24 protein-coding genes are annotated in these 23,359 nt (G+C 63.3%); 16 read left to right on the forward strand and 8 right to left on the reverse strand.

Translation table 11 applies throughout. The features are described 5' to 3' along the window. Window positions 1-29 precede the first annotated feature (29 nt). On the reverse strand, window positions 30-710 hold the full coding sequence (cmk, locus tag IEV88_RS11040; RefSeq protein ID WP_229731460.1) for a (d)CMP kinase: 681 nt from the start codon (window positions 708-710) through the stop codon (window positions 30-32). 173 nt (window positions 711-883) lie between these two features. Between cmk and IEV88_RS11045 the strand changes: the two genes are divergently transcribed. Further along, the gene (locus IEV88_RS11045) at window positions 884-2,047 is read left to right on the forward strand and encodes an acyltransferase family protein (protein ID WP_188158392.1); all 1,164 of its coding nucleotides are present in this window, start codon (window positions 884-886) and stop codon (window positions 2,045-2,047) included. A 99-nt stretch (window positions 2,048-2,146) separates the two neighbouring features. Here the strand turns inward: IEV88_RS11045 and IEV88_RS11050 are convergent, their stop codons facing one another. Next, window positions 2,147-3,250, reverse strand: a complete 1,104-nt coding sequence (locus tag IEV88_RS11050) for a 2'-deoxycytidine 5'-triphosphate deaminase (RefSeq protein WP_206711199.1) — start codon at window positions 3,248-3,250, stop codon at window positions 2,147-2,149. A gap of 190 nt (window positions 3,251-3,440) precedes the next feature. Between IEV88_RS11050 and metZ the strand changes: the two genes are divergently transcribed. The 3 genes from metZ (at window position 3,441) to IEV88_RS11065 (ending at window position 6,713) form a co-directional block, all read left to right on the forward strand. Beyond that, window positions 3,441-4,664: an O-succinylhomoserine sulfhydrylase gene (metZ, locus tag IEV88_RS11055; RefSeq protein WP_188158390.1), complete on the forward strand. Its 1,224-nt coding sequence runs from the start codon at window positions 3,441-3,443 to the stop codon at window positions 4,662-4,664. Window positions 4,665-4,749: 85 nt separating this feature from the next. After that, window positions 4,750-5,142, forward strand: coding sequence for a Co2+/Mg2+ efflux facilitator ApaG/CorD (gene apaG, locus IEV88_RS11060; RefSeq protein WP_188158389.1), 393 nt, complete (start codon window positions 4,750-4,752; stop codon window positions 5,140-5,142). A 92-nt stretch (window positions 5,143-5,234) separates the two neighbouring features. Continuing rightward, the gene (locus tag IEV88_RS11065) at window positions 5,235-6,713 is read left to right on the forward strand and encodes a TrkH family potassium uptake protein (protein ID WP_188158388.1); all 1,479 of its coding nucleotides are present in this window, start codon (window positions 5,235-5,237) and stop codon (window positions 6,711-6,713) included. Window positions 6,714-6,763: 50 nt separating this feature from the next. Here IEV88_RS11065 and IEV88_RS11070 read toward each other — a convergent pair whose 3' ends face one another. Continuing rightward, window positions 6,764-7,705, reverse strand: coding sequence for an Hsp33 family molecular chaperone (locus tag IEV88_RS11070; RefSeq protein WP_188158387.1), 942 nt, complete (start codon window positions 7,703-7,705; stop codon window positions 6,764-6,766). A 1-nt stretch (window position 7,706) separates the two neighbouring features. Further along, entirely contained in the window at window positions 7,707-8,576 is an 870-nt protein-coding gene (locus IEV88_RS11075; protein WP_188158386.1) for an ABC transporter permease, read from the reverse strand. Window positions 8,577-8,850: 274 nt separating this feature from the next. On the opposite strand from IEV88_RS11075, the gene IEV88_RS11080 reads away from it, so the two are divergent. Further along, the gene (locus IEV88_RS11080) at window positions 8,851-9,354 is read left to right on the forward strand and encodes a GcrA family cell cycle regulator (protein ID WP_188158385.1); all 504 of its coding nucleotides are present in this window, start codon (window positions 8,851-8,853) and stop codon (window positions 9,352-9,354) included. A gap of 94 nt (window positions 9,355-9,448) precedes the next feature. On the opposite strand, the gene phoB is transcribed toward IEV88_RS11080, so the two are convergent. The 3 genes from phoB to IEV88_RS11095 form a co-directional block, all read right to left on the reverse strand. Beyond that, complete coding sequence (phoB, locus tag IEV88_RS11085; protein ID WP_188158384.1) at window positions 9,449-10,141, reverse strand: phosphate regulon transcriptional regulator PhoB; 693 nt, start codon at window positions 10,139-10,141, stop codon at window positions 9,449-9,451. A gap of 25 nt (window positions 10,142-10,166) precedes the next feature. Beyond that, the gene (phoU, locus tag IEV88_RS11090; RefSeq protein ID WP_188158383.1) at window positions 10,167-10,889 is read right to left on the reverse strand and encodes a phosphate signaling complex protein PhoU; all 723 of its coding nucleotides are present in this window, start codon (window positions 10,887-10,889) and stop codon (window positions 10,167-10,169) included. A 155-nt stretch (window positions 10,890-11,044) separates the two neighbouring features. Further along, entirely contained in the window at window positions 11,045-12,445 is a 1,401-nt protein-coding gene (locus IEV88_RS11095) for an ATP-binding protein (RefSeq protein WP_188158382.1), read from the reverse strand. Between the two features lie 138 nt (window positions 12,446-12,583). Here IEV88_RS11095 and pyk point away from each other — a divergent pair, with 138 nt between their 5' ends. Both pyk and IEV88_RS11105 read left to right on the forward strand, forming a co-directional pair. Next, the gene (gene pyk / locus IEV88_RS11100; RefSeq protein WP_188158381.1) at window positions 12,584-14,008 is read left to right on the forward strand and encodes a pyruvate kinase; all 1,425 of its coding nucleotides are present in this window, start codon (window positions 12,584-12,586) and stop codon (window positions 14,006-14,008) included. A 26-nt stretch (window positions 14,009-14,034) separates the two neighbouring features. Then, on the forward strand, window positions 14,035-15,459 hold the full coding sequence (locus IEV88_RS11105) for a glycoside hydrolase family 140 protein (protein WP_188158380.1): 1,425 nt from the start codon (window positions 14,035-14,037) through the stop codon (window positions 15,457-15,459). 35 nt (window positions 15,460-15,494) lie between these two features. Here IEV88_RS11105 and IEV88_RS11110 read toward each other — a convergent pair whose 3' ends face one another. Continuing rightward, window positions 15,495-15,965, reverse strand: a complete 471-nt coding sequence (locus IEV88_RS11110) for a hypothetical protein (protein WP_188158379.1) — start codon at window positions 15,963-15,965, stop codon at window positions 15,495-15,497. Between the two features lie 135 nt (window positions 15,966-16,100). Here IEV88_RS11110 and ccmC point away from each other — a divergent pair, with 135 nt between their 5' ends. The 9 genes from ccmC (at window position 16,101) to IEV88_RS11155 (ending at window position 23,234) form a co-directional block, all read left to right on the forward strand. Beyond that, window positions 16,101-16,895: a heme ABC transporter permease CcmC gene (gene ccmC, locus IEV88_RS11115; protein WP_188159205.1), complete on the forward strand. Its 795-nt coding sequence runs from the start codon at window positions 16,101-16,103 to the stop codon at window positions 16,893-16,895. Next, entirely contained in the window at window positions 16,895-17,032 is a 138-nt protein-coding gene (locus IEV88_RS11120; protein WP_188158378.1) for a hypothetical protein, read from the forward strand. The genes ccmC and IEV88_RS11120 overlap by 1 nt, the downstream gene beginning before the upstream one ends. After that, window positions 17,025-17,531, forward strand: a complete 507-nt coding sequence (gene ccmE, locus IEV88_RS11125; RefSeq protein WP_206711197.1) for a cytochrome c maturation protein CcmE — start codon at window positions 17,025-17,027, stop codon at window positions 17,529-17,531. Before IEV88_RS11120 ends, ccmE begins: the two co-directional genes overlap by 8 nt. Window positions 17,532-17,558: 27 nt before the next feature. Further along, entirely contained in the window at window positions 17,559-17,876 is a 318-nt protein-coding gene (locus tag IEV88_RS11130; protein WP_188158377.1) for a hypothetical protein, read from the forward strand. 81 nt (window positions 17,877-17,957) lie between these two features. After that, window positions 17,958-19,223, forward strand: a complete 1,266-nt coding sequence (locus IEV88_RS11135) for a multidrug effflux MFS transporter (RefSeq protein ID WP_188158376.1) — start codon at window positions 17,958-17,960, stop codon at window positions 19,221-19,223. Window positions 19,224-19,296: 73 nt separating this feature from the next. Beyond that, window positions 19,297-20,031 (forward strand): 3-keto-disaccharide hydrolase, encoded by a 735-nt coding sequence (locus IEV88_RS11140; protein ID WP_206711196.1) that lies wholly within the window; start codon window positions 19,297-19,299, stop codon window positions 20,029-20,031. 363 nt (window positions 20,032-20,394) lie between these two features. Next, window positions 20,395-21,024 carry a TetR/AcrR family transcriptional regulator gene (locus IEV88_RS11145; protein ID WP_188158375.1) on the forward strand — a complete coding sequence of 210 codons (630 nt, stop codon included), beginning with the start codon at window positions 20,395-20,397 and terminating at the stop codon, window positions 21,022-21,024. Window positions 21,025-21,036: 12 nt separating this feature from the next. Next, the gene (locus tag IEV88_RS11150) at window positions 21,037-21,777 is read left to right on the forward strand and encodes a lysophospholipid acyltransferase family protein (RefSeq protein ID WP_188158374.1); all 741 of its coding nucleotides are present in this window, start codon (window positions 21,037-21,039) and stop codon (window positions 21,775-21,777) included. A gap of 14 nt (window positions 21,778-21,791) precedes the next feature. Continuing rightward, window positions 21,792-23,234 (forward strand): MFS transporter, encoded by a 1,443-nt coding sequence (locus IEV88_RS11155; protein ID WP_188158373.1) that lies wholly within the window; start codon window positions 21,792-21,794, stop codon window positions 23,232-23,234. The last annotated feature ends 125 nt before the right edge of the window (window positions 23,235-23,359 follow it).

Raw genomic sequence — 23,359 nt, forward strand, 5'->3', positions numbered from 1 at the left:
TGAAGGTCAGCTTTATCGAAAAGTTGCCGTCACGCGCCTCCTGTTGCCCGGTCGATCACGCGGCGCACCGCCGCGAATGCGCCGTCTATATCCAAATTAGTAGTGTCGATCAAGTGTGCATCCTGTGCGGCTTTCATCGGCGCCGCCGCGCGCGAGGCATCGCGCCGGTCGCGCCGCCTGATGTCGTCGAGCACGCTTTCAAGCGCAATCGAGGGGTCCTGCAGCGACAATTCCTTCCAGCGCCGCTTTGCCCGCTCCTCGGCCGACGCGTCGATGAACAGCTTAACCGTCGCATCGGGACAGATGACGGTGCCGATATCGCGCCCGTCGAGCACGGTGCCGGCGCGGCCAGCCGGCGGGTTGAAGGCGAAATCGCGCTGGAACTGCAACAGCGCCGCGCGCACCGCCGGGACGGCGGCTACATGGGACGCGGCACGGCCAACCTCGGGCGTGCGGATGTCGGCCCCGTCGATGAGGGGCAGGGTGAAGGTCTCGGCGATGCTGGCCGCCTCGTCCGGGTTGCGCGGATCGAGGCCGCTGGCGAGCACCAGCCAGCCGACCCCGCGATAAAGCCGCCCGGTGTCGAGATATTCGAGGTCATAGAAATGCGCGATGCGCCGCGACACGGTGCCCTTGCCCGACGCGGCAGGCCCGTCAACGGCAATGACTATCGGTTTGATCACCGGCTTATCGGGCGTTTCATCCATCATCGAGCAAAATCTTTAGGGATAACTGCCGGGGGGGTAAAGAGGCCGGGTCAAAGTGCCGGGCGCCGGTTCTGGTGACCGCCTGCCCGCGGCGCGGAAATTGCAAGGCATGGAGGCGGGCAGCCCCGGGGGGGCAGCCGTTACTGCTGCGTCAGCGTTTTCGGGAGAAGCAGGCCGTGCGCCGGGCCAATGATCGTGTATTCTTTCTGGATTCCGCGCGCAGCGTGCTGATGATGATGGTCGTCATCGTGCATGCCGGGGCGGTATTTGATGTTGAGGGCTACTGGCTCGTCACTGCAGACAATCCGCGGATCTGGATCACGACCCTTATCGAGTTTATCGCCCTGTTCAATGTCGAGGGATTCTTCGTCGTCTCCGGCATTTTCACGGTCATGACCGCCAAGCGCCACGGCGCGGCGGCGCTTGGCGACCGGCGGCTGAAACGGCTGCTCGTGCCCCTGCTGACCACCGCCATCGTGCTCAACGTGCCCTTCTCGCTGATGATGCGCCAGCAGGGACTGGCCGATCAGCCGGTCTTCTCCCTCGGCTATCTGAGCGGCGGCTGGGTCCTGCACCTGTGGTTCCTCGTCAATCTGGTCTTCTACACGATGATCATGCGGGTAAGCCTGCCGGTCCTGCTGCCCCTCGCCCAGAGACTGGAGCCGCGCCTGCGCCTGGTTCAGAAAAGGACCCCGAAAGGCACCCGTGTCATGGTGCTGCTCGGCGCGGTCAGCCTGGCCCAGCTGTGCCTGGTCGCCATCAGCCATTTCATGCCGGTGATGTATGCGGAGCTGTTCTTCGGCAGCAGCCTCTACAGTTTCCTGCACCACTTCATGTTCTTCCTGCTTGGCGTGACGCTGGGCAGCTTCCCGTCGCTGTGGAACAGCTTCACCCGGCCGAGCGCCCTGCTCTGCGCCGCCGCCATCGCGCTGATCGGCGTCAGTACGGCGGTGACCGGCCCTGCCTCTCTAGACCTGCTGCTGGACAATCTGAAAGTGGCGTTCGTGACCTTCACGCTGATCCAGTGCCTGTTCGCCCTGTTCACCCGTTTCCTGAACACACCGTCGCCGGTCTGGCAGCACCTGTCGGGCGCATCCTACTCGATCTACCTCTTGCATCATCCGATCGTGGTGCTGCTCGCCTTCGTGATCTTCCGGACCGAGTGGCCGGCCGAGGCGGAATTCGCCTTCATCCTGACTGGCGCCTTCGGCATTTCATGGCTGATCCACGTGACCCTGATCGCCCGCTCGCCGCTGCTGTCGTTCCTGTTCAACGGGAAGAACATGTCACGGCCGGACGCCGCACAGGCTGCGGCGCAACCGCGGGACAAGCCCGCCTAGAGCAGCCTGCGTCCGGATGGAGGCAGAGGAGCTGCTCTAACACTTTGGAAGCGATCAACTTTCCTGCCTTCAAATGATTCCATTTGAAGGCAGGTTGATCTAGCCGCGCCATTCCCTGAAATGTTTCGACAGTTTCAGGCCCTGGCCCTGATAGTTGGAACCGAGGTCGGCGCCGTAGAGCCTTTGCGGGGTGCCGGCGAGGCGCTCATAGACGAGGCGGGCGACGAGCTGTCCGTCCTCCAGCACGAACGGGGCGTCATGGCCGCGCACTTCGAGCACGCCGCGCGAGGGGACGGTGCAGCCGAAGCCCGGATCGAAGAAGCCTGCATAGTGCACGCGAAATTCGCCCAGCAGCGGGTCGATGGCGACCATTTCGGCGGCCAGATCAGGCGGCACGCTCAGCGCCTCCTTTGAGGCAAGAATATAGAATTCATCCGGGTCGAGAATGATGCTGCCCGAGCGGTGCGCGGTGATGGGTGACCAGAATTCCGCCGGGTCGAGCGTGCCCGGCCTGTCGACATCGATCAGCCCGGCATGGCGGCGGGCGCGATAGCCGATGATCTCGCCGTCGCGGCCCGACAGCTGCACGGTCAGGTTCAGCCCGCCTGAAATGACAGCGCCGCCATCCGCCCCGGGCACTTTGGCGAGCGGGCTTTTGTCATGGCGCTGCATCAGCGCGGCATCGTCGAGCCATGCCGCGCCGCGTTTCAGCCGCAGCTGGTTCAGGGTCGAGCCGGTACGCACCACGATGGAAAATGTCCGGGGGCTGATCTCGGCATAGAGCGGCCCGTCATAGCCCGCCGGCACCGTCTCGAACGCCGTGCCGCCATCGGTGACGAGGCGCACGAAGACGTCGATGCGGCCGGTCGAGCTTTTCGGATTGGCGGCGGCGGCAACGTCTTCGGGCAGGGACAGCCGCTCGCGCAAGGGGACGAGATAGACGCAGCCGCGCTCCAGCACCGCGCCTTCGGCGAGCGGCAGCTCGTGCATCCTGAGGTCGCCTTTCAGGCGCTCGCCGACCGTGCGGCCCCTGCCCGGCAGGAAGGAGGCGCGGATGCGATAGGCCCTGTCGCCCAGGGTCAGGTCGATGGAGGAAGGCTGGATCTGCTTCTCGCCCGCCCGGCCGGCAAGGCGGATAGCGCCATCGGATATCGCCCGGTCGATCGCTTCCGCGGTAAAAACGCCCTGATCCTGACCCGCCATTATCGCCATCCCGATTCCCGTTGACTTCTATCCACCGCCCGCCTATCCGCCTGTCATTCGACGCAGGGTTTGGGCCGGCTGGCTTGCGGCTGCGTCGATGACCGGTGACCACGCCGGTGCCGAACTGCTAAAAGGCCGGAGTCGGGTAGCTTCCACAACATATAAAGCTCCCCTTCGACAGGAGTCGACCATGAGTAACGACAAGAAACCTTCCACCGCCAACGCCAATTGGCGCCCGCGCACGCAGGCGATCCGCTCCGGCATCAACCGCGCCTTTCAGGAGACGAGCGAGGGCCTGTTCCTGACCTCCTCCTTTTCCTATGATTCCGCCGAACAGGCGCAGGCGCGCTTTGCCGGCGAGGACAAGGGCTTCATCTATTCGCGCTATTCCAACCCGACGACGGAAGCGTTCGAGACGCGCCTCGCCACGCTGGAAGGCGCCAGCTGGTGCCGCGGCACGGCGAGCGGTATGGCGGCGGTGACCTCGACCATGCTGGGGCTTCTCTCGGCAGGCGATCACATCGTCTCGTCACGGGCGCTTTTCGGCTCCTGCCGCTACGTCGTTGGCGAGCTGTGCCCGAAGCTCGGCATCGAGACGAGTTTCGTCGATGGTGCCGATCTCGACGCGTGGGAGAAGGCCGCGCGGTCCGAAACGAAAATCTTCTTCCTCGAGAGCCCGTCCAATCCGGGGCTGCAGATCGTCGATATCGAGGCGGTGGCGCAGATCGCCCATGCGCACGGCGCGATCCTGGTCGTCGACAATGTCTTCGCCTCGCCGGTCTTCCAGAAGCCGCTCGCGCTCGGCGCCGATATCGTCGTCTATTCCGCGACCAAGCATATGGACGGTCAGGGCCGCGTGCTCGGCGGTGCGATCCTGGGCAATGACGACGCGCTGCTGACCGACCAGCTGCAGCCCTTCCTGCGCAATACCGGCCCGGCGATCAGCCCGTTCAACGCGTGGGTGCTGCTGAAATCGCTGGAGACGATGGATCTGCGTGTCAACGCCGCTGCCGACTGCGCCCTGGAACTGGCAACCCGGCTCGATGGTCTGACGTCGTCACCGCTGGCGCGCGTGTTCTATCCCTTCCTCGACAGCCATCCCGGCTGCGAGATCGCGCGGCGCCAGATGAAAAAAGGCGGCACGCTGATCACCATGGAATTCGACGGCAGTGCGGATGTGGCACAGGCCAGGGCCTTTGCCTTCCTCAACGCGCTGAAGCTGGTCGACATATCGAACAATCTCGGCGATGCGAAATCGATCGCCACCCATCCGCGCACGACGACCCATCACCGGATCGGGGAGGAAGCGCGGCTGGAACAGGGCGTCACGCCCGGCCTCGTGCGGATCTCCGTCGGTCTCGAGGATGTCGAGGATCTGTGGGAGGATTTCACACAGGCATTCAATAGTATATAAGTGCCGCATTGAAGCGACCGGCCCGCCGCGATTTTATGGGGAAATCAGGCGGGAACGGTTCCCTTTGCGTTGTAAAGGTTTGAAAATGTACGAAAAAACCACGCGGGGCATTCGGGTTGTGGTGGAGCCCGATTTTCTGGCTGACCAGTCGGAGCCCTATGACGATCATTATGTCTGGGCTTACACTGTCCGGATCGACAACAATTCCGACGAGGTCGTGCGCCTGAAGAACCGCCGCTGGCGGATCACGGATTCGCGCGGACGCACGGAAATCGTCTCCGGCGAGGGCGTCGTCGGCGAGCAGCCGGTGCTGCAGCCGGGCGAGGGCTTCGAATATACCTCCGGCGCGCCGCTGACCACGCCGTCAGGCCTGATGGTGGGCGAGTATTCGATGGAAACCGCCGAGGGCGTTATGTTCGATGTAGCGATCCCGGCCTTCTCCCTCGACAGTCCGCACGAGATCATCCAACTCAACTAGGCCCGCGTGTGCCTCCCAATCGCCCCGCAGGGCCTGACCGGCACCTGGCCGGCCCTTGACCAGTCCTGCCGGGCAGGCCAAGCATTTCCGCCATGATCAATTTCAGGCCCGTCATTCTGGTCATCGGCGCGCTGACCGCCGCCCTTGGCGGGCTGATGCTTCTGCCATTGCTGGCAGACCTGACCGCCAGCGACCCCTATCTGCGCCAGAACTGGAGCGCCTTTGCCGCGGGCTCGCTATTGTGCGTGTTTGCGGGTCTTGGCCTTTTCGCCACGGCAAGCGGCGGCGGTTTCGAGACGATGACGGTGCGCCAGGGTTTTCTCATCACCACGCTGAGCTGGGTCGTTCTGGTGCTGTTCGCCTCGGTGCCGTTCATGCTCGGCCTGTACAAGATGAGCTTCACCGATGCCTTCTTCGAGGCGATGTCCGGCCTGACGACGACCGGCGCGACGGTGATCATCGGCCTCGATGACGCGCCGCCGGGCCTGTTGTTGTGGCGCTCCATGCTGCAATGGCTGGGCGGTATCGGGATCGTCATCATGGCGATCGCGATCCTGCCGATGCTGTCGGTCGGCGGCATGCAGCTGTTCCGGCTGGAATCCTCCGACAAGAATTCCGACAAGATCCTGCCCGGCGCGTCGCAGATCGCCGCGGCGATCACCGGGCTCTATGTGTTCTTCACCGCGCTGTGCGCGATGTTGTACTGGGGCATGGGCATGACCGCCTTCGACGCCGTCAACCATGCGATGACGACCATCGCCACGGGCGGCTTCTCCACGAAAGACGCCTCGTTCGGCTATTTCCTCGATTCCGGCGATTACGGCCCGGTCGACGTCGTCGCCGCGGCGTTCATGATCGTCGGCTCCCTGCCCTTCGGCATCTATCTCCTCGCCATGCGCGGGCGGATCAATGCGCTGTTCACGGACTCCCAGGTGCGGTTCTTCCTGATGATCGCCTCGGCCAGCATCGTCGTGATCCTGCTGCGGCTGTTCTATCTCTACGAGATCGATCTGTTCACCGCCTTCCGCCTGTCGGCGTTCAACGTGATCTCGATCATGACCGGCACCGGCTATGCCTCGACAGATTACGGCCTGTGGGGCGCTTTTGCCTATGGCTTCTTCTTCTGCATCATGTTTGTCGGCGGCTGCGCCGGGTCGACCAGTTGCGGGCTGAAGATCTTCCGGCTGCAGGTGGCGCTGGCCGCGCTGACGGTCTATGGCAAGCGGCTGATCTTTCCCCATGGCGTCTTCATCGCGCACTATAATGGCCGTGCGCTGACGGATGACGTGTTCATCTCCGTCCTGTCGTTCTTCTTCGTCTATTTCGCCGGGTTTGCGACGGTCGCGGTGATCCTGTCGCTGTTCGGGCTCGACCCGGTCACCGCGCTGTCGGCCGCAGGGTCGGCCATCGCCAATGTCGGGCCGGGCCTTGGCGATATCGTCGGGCCGTCTGGCAATTACGAGAGCCTGCCAACCGGCGCGAAATGGGTGCTGTCGGCAGGCATGCTGCTCGGCCGGCTGGAATTCTTCACGGTATTGGTGCTGTTCGCGCCCAGCTTTTGGCGGCGGTGAGAGTGAGTAGCGAGTAGTGGTTCAGACCTCTATTCGCTAGTTACTATTCGCTATTCGCTCGCCTCCACCTCGAACACATATTCCTCGCGGCAGAAGTCGCAATTGACCACGATCTTGCCATCCTCGACCATGTCTTCGAGGTCAGCGCGATCATAGCGCGACAGGACCATTTCGACCTTCTCGCGCGAGCAGCCGCATTCGAAATGGACCGACGAGCCGTCGAAGACGCGCACGCCGTTCTCGTGATAGAGCCGGAACAGCAGTTCCTCGGCCTGCAGGGTCGGGTCGAGCAATTCGTCCGCATTCGTCGTGTTTAAGAGCGCCTCGGCATTGTCCCAGTCTTCCTGGTCGGCCTCGCGCATCAGCTCGGCCGCGCCGCGATCGCGCCCGCCGCCCTCGCCCGGCATGAACTGCACCATGATGCCGCCGGCGCGCCATTGCGGCTTTTGCCCCGGCACCTCGATGCGGCCGACGGCGAGCCTGATCGCGGTCGGGATCTGTTCGGACTGTTTGAAATAGTTGATCGTCGCCGTGGCGATATCCGGCCCCTCCAGCGGGGTGACGCCCTGATAGCGCTCCATGTCCGCGCCCTGGTCGATGGTCATGACCATGTGGCCCCTGGCGAGCAGGTAATGCAGCTCCGCGCCGCGGGCATTGGCCACCACGTCTTCCTTGCCCTCGGCGATCTTTGCCGTGGCGCGCAGGGCGCCGCCGGCAGAATAGTCGGCAACGAGCATGGCGACCGGGCCATCGCCCTGAATCTGCAGGATCAGCTTGCCATCGAATTTCAGCGAGGAGCCGACCATGGCGACGAGAGCCGCGGTCTGGCCGGTCAGCTGCGACAGGGGCTCTGGATAGTCGTGGCGCGAGAGGATCTCGTCGACGCTGGCGCCGAGGCGTACCAGCTTGCCGCGCACGGAGGTTTCGCCCACCTGGAACGGCAGGATGAAGTCATCGGCGGCACGCGCCGGGGTTTTGTCGAAGTCGGTCATGTCAGGATTTCAGTTTGTAGCCAGCCTTGAAGAGCAAGAAGGTAAGAACGCAGGTGGCGATGTTCAACACCATGACCACGATCGCCCCGATGACCGGCGAGGCGTCCGACACACCGATGAAACCATAGCGGAACCCGTCGATCAGGTAGAACACCGGATTGACGTGGGAAAACGCCAGTAGCCAGTCGGGCAGCCAGGGCGAGCGCATGGAATAGAACGTGCCCGACAGGAAGGTCAGCGGCGTGATGACGAAGTTCTGGATCAGGGCGAGCTGGTCGAATTTCTCCGCCCACATGCCGCCAATGGCGCCAAGCGCGCCGAGGAAGATCGCCGCCTGGACCGAGAAATAGAGGATCGGCCAGAGATGCACGACCTCCATCGGCTCGCCGAGCAGGGAGAAACCGAAGACCGTCAGCGCGGTGACGAACCCGACCAGCAGGCCGCGCGTTGCGGCACCGGCGACGAAGGCGACCGTCAGTTCGGCCGCCGACAAGGGCGGCATCAGCACGTCGACCAGCGAGCCCTGCACCTTGGCAATGATCAGCGAGGAGGAAGAGTTCTGGAACGCGTTCGACAGGATCGCCATCATGATCAGGCCCGGCGGCAGGAACTGGGTGACGGCCAGCGTCACGCCCTCCATCTCGATCCCGGTGCCGCGCGCGCCCCACGCGCCCATGAAGACCAGCAGGAACAGGAGCGTCGAGATGATCGGGGCGAACACGGTCTGGAACGCCACCTTGATGAAGCGGTGCACTTCCTTCTTGTACAAAGTCCACAGGCCGAGCCAGTTGACATGGCCGAAGCGGCGCTCGCCGAAGGCGCTGCTCTTGACCGTGTGCGCGTCGACGATCGTTTCGGAGTTTGCAGCCATGATCGGAAATTTCCTGTTGCGTGGGAATGAAACTGGTGTGGCCCCTGCTGCGGCCAAGGTCAAGACAGGCAGTTTTTCCTCGACTGGGGAAAAAATTTCCCGAATCAGGATGTTGTGGTTAAAACTTTCTTAACCCTGCATATTGTAATTTTTTCTCGTCCAGATACTATATCTATGCGCTTCAACGGAGCGGGTTACCGGCCTACACTATATATGGTGTGCGTTCACGGCCGGATGTTAACGAATTCATTTATAGGCGGATGGGAGCATCAATATGGCTTGGACAGACGAACGCGTAGACCTCCTGAAGAAATTATGGGCAGAGGGGCTGTCAGCCAGTCAGATTGCCTCGAAGATGGGCGGCGTGACCCGCAACGCGGTGATCGGCAAGGTGCACAGGCTCGGCCTGTCCGGCCGCGCGACCCCGGCCAAGCCGCAGCGCGGCCGCGTCAACGAGGGCACCCGCGCCGCCACCCCGCGCAGCTTCGCCCCGGCCCCGAAGACCTTCGAGGCGGACGACAACGAGCCGGAATTCCTCGAGCCGCTGGTGCTCGATGGCGGCGACATGGCGACCGTTTCCACCCTGAACAAGAACATGTGCAAATGGCCGGTCGGCGATCCGACCAGCGAGGAATTCCATTTCTGCGGCCAGTCCGCCCAGACCGGGAAACCCTATTGCGCCTATCACGCCCATATGGCGTTCCAGCCGTCCAACACGAGCCGGAAGGATCGCCCGCGCCCGCAGCAACGCATTCTCGCCCATCGTAAAGCCGGGTGAGGGCAAGGCCAGCCGAGCCCCTCAATCATCGGCACATGAAGAAGCCCGGGATCGCCCGGGCTTTTTTGTTGGCACGTTGCGCGAAAGCGCCTGGCTAGTTCACATGCTCCAGCGCATAGCCGGCGGAGCGCACGGTGCGGATCGGATTGGCGTGGCCGTGGCGCGACAGGGCCTTGCGCAGGCGGCCGATATGCACGTCGACGGTGCGGGCCTCGACGAACACGTCCGAGCCCCAGACGGCATTCAGCAATTGCTCGCGCGAGAAAACGCGGCCCGGATGCTGCATCAGATGGTCGAGCAGGCGGAATTCCGTCGGCCCGAGGTGAATTTCCTGCTCACCGCGGCTGACCCGGTGGGCCGAGCGGTCGATGACGATGTCGCCGAAGGTCAACGCCTCCTCGACCAGCCCCGGGCGGATGCGGCGCAGGATCGCGCGGATCCGGGCGACCAGCTCGTTCATCGAGAACGGCTTGGTCATGTAGTCGTCGGCGCCGGTATCGAGCCCGCGGATGCGGTCGGCTTCCTCGGCGCGGGCGGTCAGCATCAGGATCGGGATATTGCGGGTCTCGTTGCGCGAGCGCAGGCGGCGGCAGACCTCGATGCCGGAAATCTTCGGCAGCATCCAGTCGAGGATGATGATATCGGGCGCGCGCTCCTCGACCTTCATGAGCGCGTCTTCACCGTCGCCGGCGAGCGTCGTGTCAAAGCCCTCCTTGCCGAGATTGTAATCGAGCAGCGTGGCGAGCGCTTCTTCGTCTTCCACGATCAGGACACTGGTATTGGCCATGGCTCAGTTTCCTTTCAGGCCGCCCTTACTCGGGCTTTGCCTTTTCCTTCGGCACGGAGGTGACACTGGTCACGTCACGCTTGGGGCGGACGGTTTTCAGCTGTTCCCCGGTCTGGTCATAAAACACGCATTCGGCGACATTGGTAGCATGATCGCCGATACGCTCGAAATTCTTCGCGACGAAAACGATGTGGGTGCAGGCGTTGACGAGGGTCGGATCGCGCATCATCACCGTCAGGATCTCGCGGAAGATCGAGTTGTAGAGCTCATCAAGCTCGCCATCGCCGCCCCAGACGGCGATCGCGCCTTCCGGGTTCTTCTCCATGATCGAGTTCAGAACGTCGGTGACCTGGCGCAGGGCGATACGGCCCATGCGCACGACGGTGCCGACCGAGGAGGCGGCATCTTCGCGGCTGACGACCTTGGTGCGCTTCGAGACATTCTTGGCCAGATCGCCGATGCGCTCGAGTTCGTTGGAGATTTTTAGCGCCGTCATCACCTGGCGCAGCTCGCGCCCGGCAAGACGGCGGCCCTCGAGGATCTCATGGACCAGCGCTTCGATCGCAGCTTCGCGCTCATCGACCTGGCGGTCGATGTCGATGACCTGTTCCGCAAGCGACAGGTCGCGCTTTTCAAAGGCAGTGATGGCGTCGGAGAGCTGTTGCTCAACCATACCGCCCATGGCGGTCACGCTGAGAGACAGTTTTTCGAGCTGGTTGCCCCCGGATCTGATCAGGCTCAATGCCATGTCGGCACTCCATTAAGAGAGGGGCTGTATGAACCAGTTTTGTGACAGAATTTTATAAGCAGACACATTAATTTAGCGTGATTTGATAGCACCGGTCGCAGGCGCGGTGCAAGCGCTGTCACAAAACTGACTTATTTCAAAATTGAATAACCAGTTCAAGGGCTTGGCGGCGATATCACGATTTTGCGCGCGGGCCGGAAAAAACAGGTGAAAGACGAGCCATGGCCGAGGCTCGACTCGATCTGGAGCCCGCCATTGTGGCGATTGACGATATGCTTGACGATCGCAAGGCCGAGGCCGGTGCCGCCGCGCGAACGGCTTTCCTCGACGTCAACGCGATAAAATCGCTCGGTCAGGCGCGGCAGGTCGGCCCGGTCAATGCCCCGGCCGTCGTCGCGGACCTGGACATAGATGAGGTCGGCCGTCTTCAATCCGGCCCGGGCGCTGATCTGGGCGGCCGTGTCGCCGGTGCGGATCGCATCCGGACCAGGCGCTTCGGGCTCGCCCCGGCCGATGCGGATCGTCACTGTCGGGTTGCGCCCGGCATATTTCAGCGCGTTATCGGTCAGGTTCTGGATGATCTGAACCAGCTCGTCACGGTCGCCATGGATGGCGCGGACCTCGCCGTCGAGGTCGGTCTCGACGCGGACGCGGCCCTCATACTCGCTGGCGACGGGCGCGAGACTGGCTTTCACGTCCTCGGCCACCGCCACGGGGTCGATGATATCGCGCGGCGGCATGTGCTCGTTCAGTTCGATGGTCGACAGGCTCATCAGGTCGCGGACAAGGCGCAACATGCGCTCTGCCTGGGCCTGCATGATGCCGAGAAAGCGCTCGCGCGCCTCCGGATCATCCTTGGCATGGCCGCGCAGCGTCTCGATAAAGCCGAGCATCGACGCCAGCGGGGTGCGCAATTCGTGGCTGGCATTCGCGATGAAATCGGTGCGCATCTTCTGCAGGCGCCGCTCCGTCGAGAGATCGGAGATGAACACGAGCAAGCCGTCCTCGACCGGCCCATCCCCGTCCCCGCCCTGCTGGCGCGCTGCGAGGGGGGTGACGAACAGACGGCAATGACGCTCGACCGACCCGCCAATGGTGAAATCGGCAATCTGCGGCTGGCCGGAATTCATCGCCGCTTCCAGCGCATTGCCGACGATCGGCGCGCGAAAGATCTCGGTCAGGAACTTGCCCTCGGGCTCGGTCTTGAAGAATTCCTTGGTCGCGGGGTTGGCGAGCTCGATCTTGCCTTCGGCCTGCAGCAGGATCACCGGCTCGGGCAGGGCATTCAGCACGGTACGCAGGCGCTGGAACAGGATCAGCTGCTCCTGCACCATGCGGCGGGCGGGTCTGGACCAGTTGATGCGGGCGAGGAAATAGCGCGCGGCGAGGCCGGCGACGATGACGATCCAGATCAGCGCTGCCTGGAAAAACGGCGTCTCGGTAATCGCGGCGAAAATTCCGCAGGCACCGCCGGACAGACCGGCGGCCCAGAAGAAGTCGGTCAGCCGTACGCGTCGGGCAATCTGCCTGATTTCCTCATCAAGACCCGTGGTCATTGTGGCGCCGCCCGCTTCATAATAGTGTCACGAGGAAACCCCTCATACTCCCTTGCCGGTTTCCCCTAGATTATCTACACCCATGCCGCAAGGCGAACGCTGACAAGATCAGCCATTTATCCCATCACGGAGCGTTTAATGACAGGCTACAAGCAAACCAAACGATGCAAGATCCTCGCAACCCTCGGCCCTGCGAGCGACGCACCGGAACGCATCCGCTCTCTCGCACTGACCGGCGTCGACGCCTTCCGCCTCAATTTTTCCCATGGCGAGCATGAGGAACACCTGCAGCGCCTGAAAAATGTCCGCGCTGCCGAAGAGGCGACCGGCAAATATCTGACCGTCGTTGCCGACATGCAGGGGCCCAAGATCCGCGTCGGCAAGTTGAACGGCGGCGAGCAGGATCTGAAATACGGCAAGGAATTCAAGCTGGTCTGCGACCGGGAGAGCCATGAGGACGGCGTCATCCCGATCCCGCATCCGGAATTGTTCGAAGCCCTGCAGAAAGGCGACGCACTGATGCTCGACGATGGCCTGCTGCGCCTGACGATCACCGAGATCGACGGGCTGGAGGGCAGGGCCAAGGTCGACGTGCCGGGCAAACTGACCAACCGCAAGGGGATCAACATCCCCGGCCGCTACCTGCCGATCGACGCGCTGACCGAAAAAGACAAGAAGGACCTCGCTTTCGCACTGGAGGCCGGTGTCGACTATATCGCGCTCTCCTTCGTGCAGAAGGCCAAGGACGTGATCGAGGCGCGCAAGATCATTGGCGACCGGGCCGGCATCATCTCCAAGATCGAAAAGCCCGCCGCGCTGGATGAGCTGGAAGAGATCATCCAGCATTCCGATGCGGTCATGGTCGCGCGCGGCGATCTCGGCGTCGAACTGCCGCTGGAACAGGTGCCGGTTGCCCAGCGCCGTATCATCAACCTCGCCCGCAAGGCCGGCAAGCCGGTGATCGTCGCAACGCAAATGCTGCAATCCATGGTCGACTCGCCGATGCCGACCCGCGCCGAAGCCTCCGATACCGCCGCAGCCGTCTATCTTGGCGCCGATGCGGTGATGCTGTCGGCAGAAAGCGCCGTCGGCCGCCATCCGGAAACCGTGGTCGCGATCATGTCGCGGATCATCCAGGCGGTCGAGAATGACGAGACCTATTGGGAAGACATCAACCTGAAGACGGCCTCTGCCACCCCCGAAAACGCCAACGCCATTGCCACGTCGATCCGCCACACGGTCAGCCTTCTCGGCTCCAAGGCGGTGCTGGCCGGCACCTCGGCAGGCTCGACAGCCTTTGCCGTCGCCCGCGAGCGGCCACGCACCCACATTGTGGGCATAACCCCGTTCGCCGAAACGGCGCGGCGCATCAGTCTGGCCTGGGGCGTACAGGCGATGGTGACGCCAGACTACAAGACGTTCGAGGAATTCGACGAGGCCGCCGCCCAGATCGCCAAGGAGATGGGCATTGCCGTTAAAGGCGACACCATCCTGCTGACCGCCGGCATCCCGATGGGCCGCCATGGCGGCACCAACACGATGAAGGTCATCGCCATCGATTAGGACGAACCTGAATGCGCCGGTCTCCAATGCTTCGCAGATTTCTGTTTCCCCTGCTCGGGGCTATCTCAGCGACCGGCGCCTTTGCGCCAACCCAGGCAGCGCCATTGTCCGTCTCGGAGGACGGCCGGTATCTGGTCACGCCGGATGGCGAGCCGTTCTTCTGGCTCGGCGACACGGCGTGGGAGCTGTTCCACCGCCTGGCCTATGACGAGGCGATCGCCTATCTCGACGACCGCGCGGCCCGCGGCTTCACCGTGATCCAGGCGGTGGCCCTGGCCGAACATGACGGCCTGAAGGCAAAGACCCCGCACGGCTATTTGCCGCTGCACGGCACCGACCCGGCCCGCCCGCTGATGATCGACGGGCCCGACAATGACTACTGGGACCATGTCGACCGCGTGGTCGAGGCCGCCAATGACCGCGGCCTGATTGTCGCCCTGCTGCCGACCTGGGGCGACAAGTGGAACCTGAAATGGGGGCTCGGGCCGGTTGTCTTCACACCGGAAAATGCTCGGGTCTATGGCGAATGGATCGGCGCGCGTTATCGCGGCAAGGATGTGATCTGGGTGCTCGGCGGAGACCGCAATCCGGAGACGGACGAGCATCTGGCGATCACCGACGCCATGGCCGCCGGCATCGAGGCGGCTGCCGGGGAAGACGCGCTGATCACGTTCCACCCGCAGGGCGGGTCGGGGTCGGCGCAGTGGTTCCACGACCGTCCCTGGCTCGATTTCAACATGCGCCAGAACGGTCACAATACGGACTATCGGCATTATACCGGCACGATCTCCGACCGGGCGCGCGACCCGGCGAAACCTCTGGTCGAGGGCGAGCCGCTCTATGAGGGGATCCCGATCCAGTTCGATGCGGAGACCAATGGCTATGCCATGGCCCTCGATGTGCGCCGGCCGCTCTACTGGAACCTGTTCAACGGCGCCGCCGGCCACACCTATGGCCATAATTCGATCTGGCAGATGTTCGACGAGCGCTATTGGGGCGCGATCGATCCGATCGTCACCTGGCGGGAGGCACTGCTTGCGACGGGCGGGGACGACATGCGCCACGGGAAGGCCCTGCTGACCTCCCGCCCCGGCTGGGAGAAACGGGTCCGCGCGCCGGAAATCATCGTCGAGCGCAATGGCGGCAAGTCTGTCCCCGGCGGCGGTGCCCAGACCGTCGTCGCGACCCGCAGCGCCGCGGGCGATTGGGCGATGGTCTATGTGCCGGTCAGCCGGCCCGTTTCGATCGCGGCAGGGGCCGTGTCAGGCGAGACCATGACGGCCTGGCTGTTCGATCCGCGCACCGGCGCGGCAACGCCCCTCGGCCAGCATGATACCGGCGAGGATTTCGCGTTCACCCCGCCGGAGGCGGGCGAAAGGATCGATTGGGTTCTGGTACTCGATGGCGACGGATCGGACTTTCCGGCGCCCGGGTCGCTGGACGACCGGTAAATCAGGGTCAGGTGGGAACGATCCCGCCGCCTGGCTCAGGCGCTGTTCAGCGCGTCCCAGAAACGGGCCATGAAGCCGCGTTTCTGAGGCGCTGGCGGTGCCGCATCGAGGCTCGCTGACGCAGCCGCCGCGAGGGCCGGAACCGGCGCGCTCCCGCCGCCTGCCTGGCGCACCAGGTAATGCTGCAGCGAGGTCAGGGCCTGCGCCTCTTCGAGGGTAAAATCCGGGCCGAGCAGGCGCTTGCAGCTTTCCTCAAGGACGGCGAAGGAGGCAACGATATCTTCCGGCGCGGCGTCGCCCTCGTTCATCTTCGCGCCATTGTCGCCGACCGACAGCCATTGCTGGACCATCTGGGCGAGTTCGCGGTCGCTGATATTGTCGACCTCGACATCATGCGAGGCGGCCAGAACGCGGCGCATATGTCCGCAAAAGCTCTCCAGCACGGCCATATTGGCGAAAATCTTCGAGCGCAGCGTGCGTACTGCCTTGATTTCAAGTGACTTCATGATGCCTTACCCCTGTAGCAACACCCCAAACTCGCCTTAGTCTGCAACAAAGAAAACGCTGTGACAAATGGAACGTTGCAGTGCGGGCCAATAGACATGAGAGGCGGGTTGGGATAAGCAGTCCATCTCATGAAAATGCTAGCGTTCCTTGCCAATCCCGACCGCTTCCGGCGGCTGACCGGACCGGCCCTGCCCGTCGCCGGGCTGCTGGCCGCGGGGCTGATCCTGGCCGGGGCCGTCTGGGCGCTCGGCTTCTCGCCGGCCGACCGGGTACAGGGCGAGGCGGTGAAGATCATGTATGTGCATGTGCCCGCCGCGTGGATGGCAATGGCCGCCTATGCCTTCATCGCGGTGGCGAGCCTTGTCGGCTATGTCTGGCGCCATTCGCTCGCCGATATTGCTGCGCGCGAAGCCGCCCTGCCCGGCTTCGTCTTCACCCTGCTGGCGCTCGTTACCGGATCGATCTGGGGGCGGATCACCTGGGGCGTCTGGTGGGACTGGGATGCGCGCATGACCTCCATGCTGGCACTCTTGTTCATCTATGCCGGCTATATGGCGCTGTGGCGGGCGATCGAGAATGAGGGCCAGGCCGCCCGGGCTGCGGCGCTGCTCGCCATGGTCGGCGCGATCAACCTGCCGATCATCAAATTCTCCGTCGATTTCTGGGAGACGCTGCACCAGAAGGCGAGCGTGATCCGCGCCGATGGCCCGTCGATGCCCGCGAGCATGCTGTGGCCGCTGGCGATCATGGCACTCGGCTACACCGCGCTTTTTGCCTTTTACGTGATGCTCCGCATGCATACGGTGATCCTTGAGAAGCGCCGCGACGCCCGCGCCCGGCCCGCGCGGGCTGCAAGCACGGCGACGATCTCCCATCCGGCGCCTGCCGGCCCTGATCCCTCTTCCCCCGGACAAGGGGAGCATGCGTAATGGACGGATCGCTGATCGGTGAGGACTTTACGCTGGCGATCACCGCAAGCTGGGTGATCTCCGCCCTATGCCTCGGGGCGCTGGCCGCCTGGGTCACCGCCCGCTATCGCAAGGTGTCGGGAAAAGACCATGACTGACAGCCCGCAAGAAAAACCGGACAAGCCGGCCGCGCGCATGCCGCGCCGCCGCCGCCAGCAAAGGCTGATGCTGGCCGCGCTGATCGTGCCGGCGCTGACCGGCGCGATCGGGCTTGCCGTCATCGCCATCGGCCAGTCCCAGGTCTATTTCTATCCACCGCGCGACCTGCCCTCTGCGAGCGAGCTGGGCGGGCGCACCGTGCGCCTCGGCGGCATGGTCGTCGAGGGCTCGATCCAGCAAGGCCTTGAAACCGATACCAGCTTTAAGGTGACGGATTACGAAAAGACTGTCACTGTGGTGACCAGTGACATGCTGCCCGGCCTGTTCGGCGAGAATCAGGGCGTCGTCGTGCAGGGCACCCTGGCGCAGGACGGCACTTTCGTCGCTGCGCGGGTCATGGCAAAACATGACGAGAACTACATGCCGGCAGAAGTCGCAGACGCGCTAGAAGACAGCGGCAGACTGGAAGACTATAAAAACAAAGGGCTGGTCGATTAAGGCCGCCAGAGGGACCACGTACCATACATGTTCAGTGATTATTTCAAGGCCTGGTCGAATGCCATGCTGGCGACGCAGGTTGTTGTCGCCCGTATGCCCATCCTCTATATGCTTGCCGTTGACCCGACACCCGGCCGACAGCGAGAAGCCGAGCTGATGTTCTCGGAAAAACAGGAAGCCCTGGTGGAAGGTCTTGTTGCGGCGCATCATATCGCTTGCCAAAACATGGCGGACATGATGTTAAACCGGCACAATGGGACATCCGTGTTTACCAATTACATGGATGCCCTGACAAAGCCCGCCGAACGCATCCTGAAGGCAAATGCGAAACGGCTCGGCAAGTAAATCCGTTCTCTCGCTTGCCTGATGGCGACTGGCCGGACACAGTTGTGAGCCAATCCGGATCAGGCGCGTAAGGACCGACACGTGAGCGCCGAGACCCCTCCCATATTTGCTGACACCGGTGATGAGACGAAGCCGCGGGCGGGGTTCCGCGAATTCGTCGTGTCCATGGCGTTCCTCATCTCGCTGATTGCCATGGCGATCGACGCCATGCTGCCGGCTCTTGGCCTGATGGCCAAGGACCTGTCGATCATGGGCGAGAACCAGGCACAGTTCGTCGTCGCCATCCTGTTCGCCGGCATGGCATTCGGCCAGATCCTGTTCGGCCCGTTGTCCGAGAGCACGGGCCGCAAATTTGCCGTCTATATCGGGCTCGCCTTCTTTATCACCGGCGGCCTGATCGCCATGGTGACGCCGAATTTCGAGGTCATGCTCGCGGCCCGGTTCATGCAGGGCTTCGGCGGGGCGGCGGGGCAGATCATCGCCATGGCGATGGTGCGCGACCGCTATCATGGACGCGACATGGCCCGCGTGCTGTCGCTGGTCATGGGTGTCTTCATCCTCGTGCCCGCCATCGCGCCGACCATCGGCCAGTCGATCCTGTTCGTCGGTGGCTGGCGCACGATCTTCTTTTTCCTCGCGCTGCAGGGGCTGGCCTGTCTCGCCCTCCTGCATTTCCGCATCGAGGAGACGCTGCCGGTCGAGCGGCGCAAGCCCTATCGCGTCGGCATGATCCTCAGCGGGCTGAAGGCCGTGGTGACGACACCCGTCACGATCGGCTATACGATCTGCGCCGGCTGCATTTTCGGCGGCATCATCGCCTATGTCTCCTCGGCCCAGCAGATCTTCCAGGGCATGTATGACACCGGCACGATGTTCCCGCTGTTTTTCGGTATGATCGCCCTGTCGATCGGCGTTGCCTCCTTCACCAATTCGACATTGGTGCGCCGGTTCGGCATGCGGCGGCTGGTCGCGATCGGGATCGGCGGCATCTTCACCCTGACCAGCCTGTTCCTGGCGTGGCAATTGCTGGTCGATTCAACACCGCCGCTGGCGCTGTTCGTCGTTTTCGCCATGGCGACCTTCTTCTTCTTCGGCATGCTGTTCGGCAATCTGAATGCCATGGCGATGGAGCCGATGGGTCATATCGCCGGGATCGCCGCCGCCGCCATGAGCTGCATCTCCACGACCATGTCGGTGACCATCGGCACGCTGATCGGCCAGTCGTTCAACGGCACTGTATTGCCGCTGACGGCAGGGCTGTTCGGGCTTGCGATCCTTGCCGCCTGCGTGATGTTTACCACCGAAAAGCTGCGCCGGCCGGAGCCTGTGCCGCAAGCTGGCGGATAGTCCTGTTCAATCCGTCCTGCCTTTGGCATTCTGTCGCCAAGAAAAAAGGTCCATCAAAACGGGAGGAACGATCATGAGAATTCTATTTGCATCACTGGCGGCGACCACACTCGCCGGCGTCTGCGCCCTTGCCCCTGCCGGCGCCGACGATCATGCCGACGACATGGGCGCCGGGACGGAAGACGGCTTCGTGACCCTGTTCGACGGGACGAGCCTCGATGGCTGGACCTCGTCGCTCGACAATCCGGCAGCGTTCAGCGTCGAGGATGGTGTGCTCGTCGTAAAAGGCGATCGCGCGCATCTGTTCTATTCCGGCGAGGTTGCGGATCACGACTTCACCGATTTCGAACTGCGCCTGAAGGTGCGGACCACCGAGGGCTCGAACTCCGGCGTCTATTTCCATACAGTCTATCAGGAGGATGACTGGCCGGAGATCGGCTACGAGGCCCAGGTCAATTCCACCCAGTCCGACCCGCGCAAGACCGGTAGTCTCTATTCGGTTGCCGATATCTATGTCTCCGGCGAGGAAAACGAGCCGGCCCTGCGCGTTGAAAACGGCAACAGCTTCGTCGCCCGCGATGAGGCCCCATCGACCGACGGCGAGTGGTTCGACTATACGATCCGCGTCGAGGGCAAGACCGTGACCATCAAGGTCGATGGCGAGACAACGGTGAAATGGACCGAACCCGAGGATTGGGACCGCGAAGGGCGCAAACTTGCCAGCGGCACCTTCGCCCTGCAGGCCCACGATCCGGACAGCGAGGTCCATTACAAGGATATCCGCGTGAAAGTGCTGGGCGAGGAATAGCCGCCGGCGTCACACCTGATTTGCGCGAGAGAGCCGGCCCGTGAGGCCGGCTTTTTGTTAAAGGGTGAGCGCCATTGCGGTCTCTGCCACCCTGCCCGGCAACAGCCGACCCGCGCCGAAAGCACAGCCCGCATGGCGTCAATGCCCCCATTTCAGCAAAGCCCGCCGAAAATGTGAGTAATCGCTCACTCATTATCTTGACATACCTTGCGCCAAGAGATATCTGTATTCCTGTGAGTGATCGCTCACTTATTTTTTGACCCGGGAATGATGGCGCTTGGAAACCCTGTCCTGTCCGGTGTATCGAGTGATCACTCACTCATTTTTGGGCGTGATGCCCCTGGAAGGACGAGGAGAGTTTGCATGCCCGTATCGGCAAGAGAAAGAGCCCTGTCAGGCGAGGACGAAGCCGTGCGCGGCGTCACTGCCCTGGACGGGACGACGAAAGCGAGGATCGAGCGCGCGGCGCTGGCCGTCTTTGCGCGCGGCGAGATGGACAAGGCAACGACGCGGGCGATCGCGGCCGAGGCCGGGATTTCCGAAGGCGCGCTTTATCGCCACTACAAATCGAAGAACGACATCTTCACCGACCTTTTCTTCTCGATCCATGGCGAGCTTGGGCGACTGATCGAAAACGCCGCGAAGGAGAACGACACCGTATCCGACCGCGCGGCGGCGCTGGTGCGCGCCTATTGCCGGACCGCCGATAATGACTGGCAGCTGTTTGCCTTTCACCTGCTCTCGATGCACCGCTTCCTGCCCGGTCCCGAGGGCGAACCGGACCCTGTCGCGGCGGCCGAGGCGATCACCCGGGATGCGATGGCAGCGGGGGAGATTGCCCCGGGCGACCCGATCCTTGTCACCGGCATGGCGCTGGGTGCCGTCTTGCAGCCAGCCCTGCACATGGCCTATGGACGCCTCAAGGGTCCGCTTTCGGCCCATGAGGAGGACCTGGTGCGCGCCGTCATTGCCGTCCTCAACCCTGTCGCATAAGGAGTGGCCGTCATGAGATCGATCCTGTTCCAGCTCGCCTATTGGCTGACCTCCATCTTCTTCGCCCTGTTCGCGGTGCCGCTGCTGCTGGTCCCGCATCGCGGCCCGCTGATGCTGTGGATCTTGCTCTATACACGGACCATGTGTTTCTGGATGGAGCATGTCGCGGGCATCCGTATCGAGGTGACAGGCCGCGAGCGCCTGCCCGACGGGCCGTGTATCATCGCTGCCAAGCACCAGAGCTGGGGCGATGGTTTCATCATGTTTTCGCAGTTTCACGATCTTGCCTTCGTCACCGGCGACCATCTGGAGAAGTTTCCGCTGGTCGGCGGCATCCTGAAGAAGATGGGGGCGATCGTCGTCAATAATTGCGGCGGACCGGCAGAGCGCGGCCGCCTGCTCGACACGGCCATGAAACAGGCGCGCGAGGATGGCCGCCGCATCCTGATCTATCCTGAAGGGCATCTGTCGAAGATCGGCGAGCGCCACCGCTATCGCAAGGGCGTCTATCACATGTATCGCGATTACGACGTACCCGTGGTGCCCGTCGCGACCAATCTCGGCCTGTGCTGGCCGCAGCAGAGCGGCAAGGTGACCCCCGGCATCGCCAGCGTTGAATTCCTCGAGCCGATCGCCCCCGGCATGGCCAAGGATGATTTCATGCTGCTGCTGGAAAGCCGGATCGAAACCCGCTCGCTGGAATTGTTGCCACCGGAGCATCGCCCGCTGATCACCGCTGCCCCGGTCGAGTAAGAGCAGTTCCGGATATGGCCTCTCCCTCCCCTGCACCTGAGCACCCAACGGGTCCGTTCTTCTTTCAGCGGCGCTTCCTGCCGATGTGGGTTGCCTTCGTGCTGGGGGCGTTTACCGACAACATGCTGAAACAGGCGCTCCTGATCGGGCTGACATTCCAGGCGCTGATCACCCTGCCGGGGATCGCCGATGGCGCCAGCATCGTGCCGGTGGCGGGCGCCCTGTTCCCGCTCGCCATGCTGATCTTCTCGCCGATCGCCGGCCAGGTCGCCGACAAATACGAGACCCGCAGCCTGTTCCGCCTGACCAAATTCGTCGAGTTCCTGCTCATGGTCCTGGCGGGGGCGGGCTTCCTGATGCTGGGCACATCGCTCGCGCCGGTCGCAGGCCTCGTATTGGTGCTGGCCCTGTTCCTGATGGGGGTGCAATCGGCGTTCTTCAGCCCGGTGCGGATCTCGGCGATGCCGAAATATCTGACCAGCCATGAACTGATCCGCGCCAATGCTTTTTGCAATGGCGGGCTTTATACCTCGATCCTGCTCGGCCTGCTGCTCGGCGGTATGCTGATCATCCTGCCGGGCGGACCGGTGATCGTCGCCCTGGTCCTCGCGCTGGCCGCCCTTGCCGGCTGGCTGGCGATCAGGGTTGCACCGGAGGCCGCGCCCGACGATCCCGCCCTGACAATCAACTACAATCCGGCAACGCTGCTGTACCGGCAGATCGGCTATGTCATCAAGGAACCACCGGTCATCCGTCCCCTGATCGGTATCGGGCTGTTCTTTTTCATCTCGACCGCCGTCACCATCGCCGTACCGGTCTATGCCGACGAGACGCTGAACGCCGATGGCAGTGTCGCCACCGCCATCATGGGCCTGTTCGCCATCGGCGCGCTGGTCGGCGCGGTGATCTCCGCGCTCCTGTCACGCGGGCGCTCGGGACTGGGCTTTGCGGCCAGCGCGATGACCGTGGCGACGCTCGCCAGTCTCGCGCTCTATGGCGCCAGCGCGATGTTCGACCATGATGGCGACCGCCTCAACGCATTGGAATTCCTGTCACGGCCCGATGGCTGGCTGCTCGCCGGGCTGTTCATGATCTGCGCGGCGGCCATGGGCGTGTTCACCGTGCCGCTGCAGGCGGCCGTCCAGCGCCGGGCGAGGGCACAGCACCGCGCCCGGATCATGGCCTCGGGCAATATGCTGAACGCGCTGACTGCCGGCATCGGCTCGCTGTCGGTGCTGTTCGTCACCGGCACAGCGATGGCGCCCCATGGCGCCTTCCTCGCCATTGCCGCATTGCAGGCGGCCGTTACGCTCTACATGATCCTGCGCCGGCGCTCGGTGCCTCAGGGGCTCTATGACGAAATCCTCGAAAACGGCCATCACGTCCCGCCCGTGACCCTGGAGGCCGCGCCACTTCTTGATGCAGATCCTGACAAGTTACAGCCTCCACGGGTCTGACGGCATCGTTTTTGCAACCTGATCGGTGTTGAAAACTTGTGTTTCACCGGATAACAATGCGCCCGAGACAGGGGTGGGGTTGCAGGCAATGTCGGGCTACAGGGCTTTACCTGACAGGGCGGCTG

The organism is Aquisalinus flavus, from assembly GCF_014640095.1.
Classification (GTDB): domain Bacteria; phylum Pseudomonadota; class Alphaproteobacteria; order Caulobacterales; family Parvularculaceae; genus Aquisalinus; species Aquisalinus flavus.

What these genes read in the sequence shown, in the direction of transcription:
- cmk (WP_229731460.1), bottom strand. Translation starts at nt 710, where the DNA reads ATGATGGATGAAACGCCCGATAAGCCGGTGATCAAACCGATAGTCATT.
- IEV88_RS11050 (WP_206711199.1), bottom strand. Translation starts at nt 3,250, where the DNA reads ATGGCGGGTCAGGATCAGGGCGTTTTTACCGCGGAAGCGATCGACCGG.
- metZ (WP_188158390.1), top strand. Translation starts at nt 3,441, where the DNA reads ATGAGTAACGACAAGAAACCTTCCACCGCCAACGCCAATTGGCGCCCG.
- apaG (WP_188158389.1), top strand. Translation starts at nt 4,750, where the DNA reads ATGTACGAAAAAACCACGCGGGGCATTCGGGTTGTGGTGGAGCCCGAT.
- IEV88_RS11065 (WP_188158388.1), top strand. Translation starts at nt 5,235, where the DNA reads ATGATCAATTTCAGGCCCGTCATTCTGGTCATCGGCGCGCTGACCGCC.
- IEV88_RS11070 (WP_188158387.1), bottom strand. Translation starts at nt 7,705, where the DNA reads ATGACCGACTTCGACAAAACCCCGGCGCGTGCCGCCGATGACTTCATC.
- IEV88_RS11075 (WP_188158386.1), bottom strand. Translation starts at nt 8,576, where the DNA reads ATGGCTGCAAACTCCGAAACGATCGTCGACGCGCACACGGTCAAGAGC.
- IEV88_RS11080 (WP_188158385.1), top strand. Translation starts at nt 8,851, where the DNA reads ATGGCTTGGACAGACGAACGCGTAGACCTCCTGAAGAAATTATGGGCA.
- phoB (WP_188158384.1), bottom strand. Translation starts at nt 10,141, where the DNA reads ATGGCCAATACCAGTGTCCTGATCGTGGAAGACGAAGAAGCGCTCGCC.
- phoU (WP_188158383.1), bottom strand. Translation starts at nt 10,889, where the DNA reads ATGGCATTGAGCCTGATCAGATCCGGGGGCAACCAGCTCGAAAAACTG.
- IEV88_RS11095 (WP_188158382.1), bottom strand. Translation starts at nt 12,445, where the DNA reads ATGACCACGGGTCTTGATGAGGAAATCAGGCAGATTGCCCGACGCGTA.
- pyk (WP_188158381.1), top strand. Translation starts at nt 12,584, where the DNA reads ATGACAGGCTACAAGCAAACCAAACGATGCAAGATCCTCGCAACCCTC.
- IEV88_RS11105 (WP_188158380.1), top strand. Translation starts at nt 14,035, where the DNA reads ATGCTTCGCAGATTTCTGTTTCCCCTGCTCGGGGCTATCTCAGCGACC.
- IEV88_RS11110 (WP_188158379.1), bottom strand. Translation starts at nt 15,965, where the DNA reads ATGAAGTCACTTGAAATCAAGGCAGTACGCACGCTGCGCTCGAAGATT.
- ccmC (WP_188159205.1), top strand. Translation starts at nt 16,101, where the DNA reads ATGCTAGCGTTCCTTGCCAATCCCGACCGCTTCCGGCGGCTGACCGGA.
- IEV88_RS11120 (WP_188158378.1), top strand. Translation starts at nt 16,895, where the DNA reads ATGGACGGATCGCTGATCGGTGAGGACTTTACGCTGGCGATCACCGCA.
- ccmE (WP_206711197.1), top strand. Translation starts at nt 17,025, where the DNA reads ATGACTGACAGCCCGCAAGAAAAACCGGACAAGCCGGCCGCGCGCATG.
- IEV88_RS11130 (WP_188158377.1), top strand. Translation starts at nt 17,559, where the DNA reads ATGTTCAGTGATTATTTCAAGGCCTGGTCGAATGCCATGCTGGCGACG.
- IEV88_RS11140 (WP_206711196.1), top strand. Translation starts at nt 19,297, where the DNA reads ATGAGAATTCTATTTGCATCACTGGCGGCGACCACACTCGCCGGCGTC.
- IEV88_RS11145 (WP_188158375.1), top strand. Translation starts at nt 20,395, where the DNA reads ATGCCCGTATCGGCAAGAGAAAGAGCCCTGTCAGGCGAGGACGAAGCC.
- IEV88_RS11150 (WP_188158374.1), top strand. Translation starts at nt 21,037, where the DNA reads ATGAGATCGATCCTGTTCCAGCTCGCCTATTGGCTGACCTCCATCTTC.
- IEV88_RS11155 (WP_188158373.1), top strand. Translation starts at nt 21,792, where the DNA reads ATGGCCTCTCCCTCCCCTGCACCTGAGCACCCAACGGGTCCGTTCTTC.